Here is a 4,106-nt window from a genome sequence, read left to right as displayed (position 1 = left end):
CTACAAATCGCCGAGGAGCTGAAATACGCGGACTTCGGCTACACCGATCATCACAACAGCACGGGCGATACGCAGCTCAAACTCGACGTAAAAAGCGACGCCATAATCGAGGCGGAATTTCGCAAAAATCCGCTCGTGCGCGCCCTAATCAGCGAGGAGAAAGATGAAATTTTAACGCTGCGAGAGGACGCGCGCCTAATCGTCGCTTACGATCCGCTCGACGGCTCGAGCTTGGTAGACGTAAATTTCGCCGTGGGCTCGATTTTCGGCATATACGAGGATGAAATTTCGCCCGCAAGCTTAAAGGCAGCGATCTATTGTATCTACGGGCCTCGCCTTGAGATGGTCGTTTGCGAGGATGCGCCGAAGCTCTACCGCCTAAATCGCGAGGGCAAATTTAGCTTCGTAAAAGACCTGCGCCTACAACAAAAAGGCAAACTAAACGCCACCGGTGCGACGCAAAAGGGCTGGAGCGAACCGCACCGAAAGCTCGTGCGCACGCTGTTTGATGAGGGCTACCGCCTGCGATACAGCGGCGCGATGGTAAGCGACCTGCATCAAATTTTATTAAAAGGCGGCGGACTTTTCAGCTACCCCGCTACTAGCGATCATCCGCGCGGCAAACTTCGCGTAACCTTCGAAGTGCTGCCGTTTGCGTTTATCTTCGAGCGCGCGGGAGGCGCCACTAGCGACGGCGAAAACGGCTCTCTTTTACAGCTTAAAATCGAGAAAATCCACCAAAGCAGCCCTTGCTTTTTCGGCTCGAAGTATGAGATCGCGAAAATGCATGAAATTTACGGCGAGAAAAACTGATGGCTGATACCGAGAGCAGCGCGCCGCGCGACGTTTACGACGAAATTTTGGATAAAAGCTTAGCCGCGCTGCAAGCGTGTCAGGCGGAGCACAACCTCACCAGCTGCCTGGAATGCGAGAAGCTGCTAGATTGCGCGGTGCGCGATAAGTACGTCAAGGCGGTTTATGAGAGCATGTCACACGGCGCGACGGGGGATTTTTCGTTTTAAAATGTACTTTTGCGGCGTGATGGGGATTTTTGACGGACTTTGGCATAAACGAACCCCAGCCGCCTTCCTCTTGCGGGCGCGTAATTTTTATGAAGCGGGCTTTGCGCGCAAGATCTCTGTAAACCAAGCTGCGGCGCGGAATTGCTCTACGGTGCAGATTTAATCCGGCGGCGCGCAGGCTCTTGCTTTGCAGTGTAAAATTTGCTCCGCTGCGAAACGATAAAATTTACGGCGCGATTTGGCATTGCGGCGGAGTTTGCTCTGCAGCGCATCTGTTTTACGGGTCAGGTTTTGGGGTGACCGATAAAATTTAAATTGCGAGTGCAGCCAAATTGCGGGCGCCCGGCTAAATTTAAAGCGGGCGTCCGATTAAATTTCAGACGCTGCGACTATATTTTAAAATTTGCGGATAAAATTTTAAAGTGCGAAATTTCGCTTCGCAAAATTTTATCTGCGATCATGAGCCGTTTATAAGCGCGGATACGCAAATGTCTGAAATTACGCAAAGCAAAATTTCGGGGGCTAAATTTTACCGCCGCGATCTTTAAATTACGCGACTAAAACTTACTGACTTGCGCGAGCCGCCGTTTACCGCCGATCTAAATTTTGCCTTGTTAAATTTAGCTCACGACTAGAGTGACGGCTCTGCTACCAGCGATGAAATTTAAATTTCGACTTGCGGAATTTAACTCGAAAACTTAGCGACGCAGGCGAAACGGCAAATTTTACCTCGCAAAATTCGAGCCGTAAATTTAAAACGCAAATTTAAACCGCGATCCGTACGTTAAAATTTAAAAGCTAAATTTGAAGTCTAGTGAGCGGGTCCGCCGCACGAATGCTCGTATAAATTTCAAGCACATAATGCTCATATTGAAATTTTGCGACTGAGCGTGTATGTGAAGCGCTCGTTAAATTTCAAAGTCGAGGCGCATGCAAGCGCACACGTTAAAAATTTTAGAGCCGAAGCATATGCGACCGCTCGCATTAAAATTTTAAAGCTTAAGGCGCATTGCGGCGGCGGTTGCGTTAAATTTAAAAACCGATCGGCTGGCGCGCGGAATTTTAGGATTGATCCATTCGCGAAGCTGTGCGTCATCGATCTATTCGCAAAGCCGCGTCCATAGATTTTTTCGCAGCGGCGTGTGCCGAAATTTTATAGCAGATTCGGGGAGTACAAGCAGAGGGATGCAACCGTTCGTACAAGGGGTTTTGATGGGGCTGGGCGTTAGCGTGCCGATCGGCCCGGTAAACGTGCTGATAATGTCCTACGCGCTGCGAAGCTACACCAAGGCGCTGTGCCTGGGCCTCGGCGCCATGAGCGCGGATATGCTCTATCTAGCGCTATCGGCGTTTGGCATATCGCAGTTAGCCAAAATACCGATCGTTTTTGCCTGCATATCAATATTTGGCGCGTGCTTTTTGCTCTACACGGCGCACGCGACCTGGCATGGCGCGACTCGCTCGGTGCAACCCGCAAGCGTCGAGGCTTGCTCGGGCGTGGCGCTTTATGGCAAAGGCTTTTTGATAAATTTACTAAATCCATACGTCATTATGTTTTGGCTCAGCGTATCTGCCGGCACCGCGCGAACAGATTTTGCGCTTGCTCTTGCGGGGCTTGTAAGCGGAATCTTAGCTTGGATCACGCTTTTTCCGCTTGTGATATATCTAGCTCGCAGCAAGCTTCCAAACATTGTAGTGCAGGCATTTGCATATATCTCGGCGTTTATTTTGACATTTTTTGCGCTAAAGCTTTTATACGCTATAATTTTCGCTAAAATTTAAATCAAAGGGAGGCTTATGAAACCGATTGAAATTCTAAAAGAGCTCATCAAATTCCGCTCGCTCACACCTAGCGACGACGGAGCTTTTAACTACGTCTCGATGCTGCTGGCAGACTTTAGCGAGGATAGATTCGAGCTAAACGGCGTAACTAACGCGATTTTTACCAAGCGCTTCGGACAGGGTCCGCATCTGTGCTTTGCCGGGCACATCGACGTCGTGCCGCCGGGCGAGGGCTGGGCGAGCGATCCGTTTAAGCCGGTGGAAGCGGAGGGTTTTTTATACGGGCGCGGCGCGCAGGATATGAAAAGTGGCATCGCAGCGGCGATCTGCGCGCTAGCGGCGGCACGCGATTTTAAGGGCACGCTGAGCCTACTACTAACCAGCGATGAGGAGGGTGACGGCATCTACGGCACGCGCGAAATGCTTTCTAAATTACGCGAGCAAGATGCCCTACCCGACTTCGCAATCGTTGCGGAGCCTACATGCGAAGTGCGCTTCGGCGATACCATTAAGATCGGTCGTCGCGGCTCGATTAACGGCGTCCTCACGCTCACGGGCATCGGCGGGCACGCAGCCTACCCAGATAAATGCATCAATCCAGTCCATATTTTAGCGCCGGTGCTTGCAAGTCTTGCGGGGCATGATCTGGACGCGGGTAGCGATGATTTCGCTCCAGCCAAGATAGTCATCACCGACATTCGCGGTGGCTCACAGGTCGTAAACGTAACACCCAAGGACGTGCGCGTGATGTTCAACGTCCGCGGCGGCGTAGGGCTGGGACTAGAAGACGTGCGAGACTACGTACTGAGATTATTTGAACTGGACGCAAAAGATGCGCTATGCAACGAAAGCGAATCCTGCGGCAAGCTAGAAATGAGCTGCACCGCACAGCTGCGAGCAGGCGCATCGCTACATCTCGCACTAAAAAGCTCCTCAAAGCCTTTTTTAACTCAGCGAAGCTCCAAAATCGTGCAAAAACTAAGCGCTAGCGTGCAGAAGATCTGCGGCGCAGCAGCCGAGCTAAACACCGCAGGCGGCACGAGCGATGCGAGATACTTCGCGGAATTTGGCGTGGAGACGGCGGAGTTTGGCGTGCGAAACGACACGATCCATCAGATCAATGAACGAGTAGAGATTAGCGATGTCGAAAATTTAGCTAAAATTTTTAGCGATCTGATAGAAAATTTCGACTAATTTAAGAATTTGGCAAAGCTACGTAGATTTGATAAAAATTCTGCGTTCTACCAAGCTTTGCTGAATTTGCCGGGGTTTTCGCTCGTAGTTGCTTGGCAAATTTTATCT

Annotated in this window: 4 protein-coding genes; all 4 read left to right on the top strand. The window is 50.8% G+C overall.

The features are described from left to right. The coding region (locus tag Q0369_RS00440) for a class 1 fructose-bisphosphatase (RefSeq protein WP_298094485.1) at positions 1 to 813 on the top strand (813 nt) is incomplete at its 5' end. Beyond that, a complete protein-coding gene (locus tag Q0369_RS00435; RefSeq protein ID WP_295151906.1) occupies positions 813 to 1,022 on the top strand; it encodes a hypothetical protein in 210 nt (69 codons plus the stop codon). The genes Q0369_RS00440 and Q0369_RS00435, both read left to right, overlap by 1 nt. 1,185 nt (positions 1,023 to 2,207) lie before the next feature. Further along, positions 2,208 to 2,804 (top strand): LysE family transporter, encoded by a 597-nt coding sequence (locus Q0369_RS00430; RefSeq protein WP_298094480.1) that lies wholly within the window; start codon positions 2,208 to 2,210, stop codon positions 2,802 to 2,804. 15 nt (positions 2,805 to 2,819) lie between these two features. Then, on the top strand, positions 2,820 to 3,998 hold the full coding sequence (gene dapE, locus Q0369_RS00425) for a succinyl-diaminopimelate desuccinylase (protein ID WP_298094477.1): 1,179 nt from the start codon (positions 2,820 to 2,822) through the stop codon (positions 3,996 to 3,998). The last annotated feature ends 108 nt before the right edge of the window (positions 3,999 to 4,106 follow it).

The sequence above is a fragment of the uncultured Campylobacter sp. genome, from assembly GCF_938030685.1.
In the GTDB taxonomy this organism is placed as follows: domain Bacteria; phylum Campylobacterota; class Campylobacteria; order Campylobacterales; family Campylobacteraceae; genus Campylobacter_B.
The sequence above is the reverse complement of the archived record's forward strand: the minus strand, read 5'-3'. Positions and strand labels throughout refer to the sequence as shown.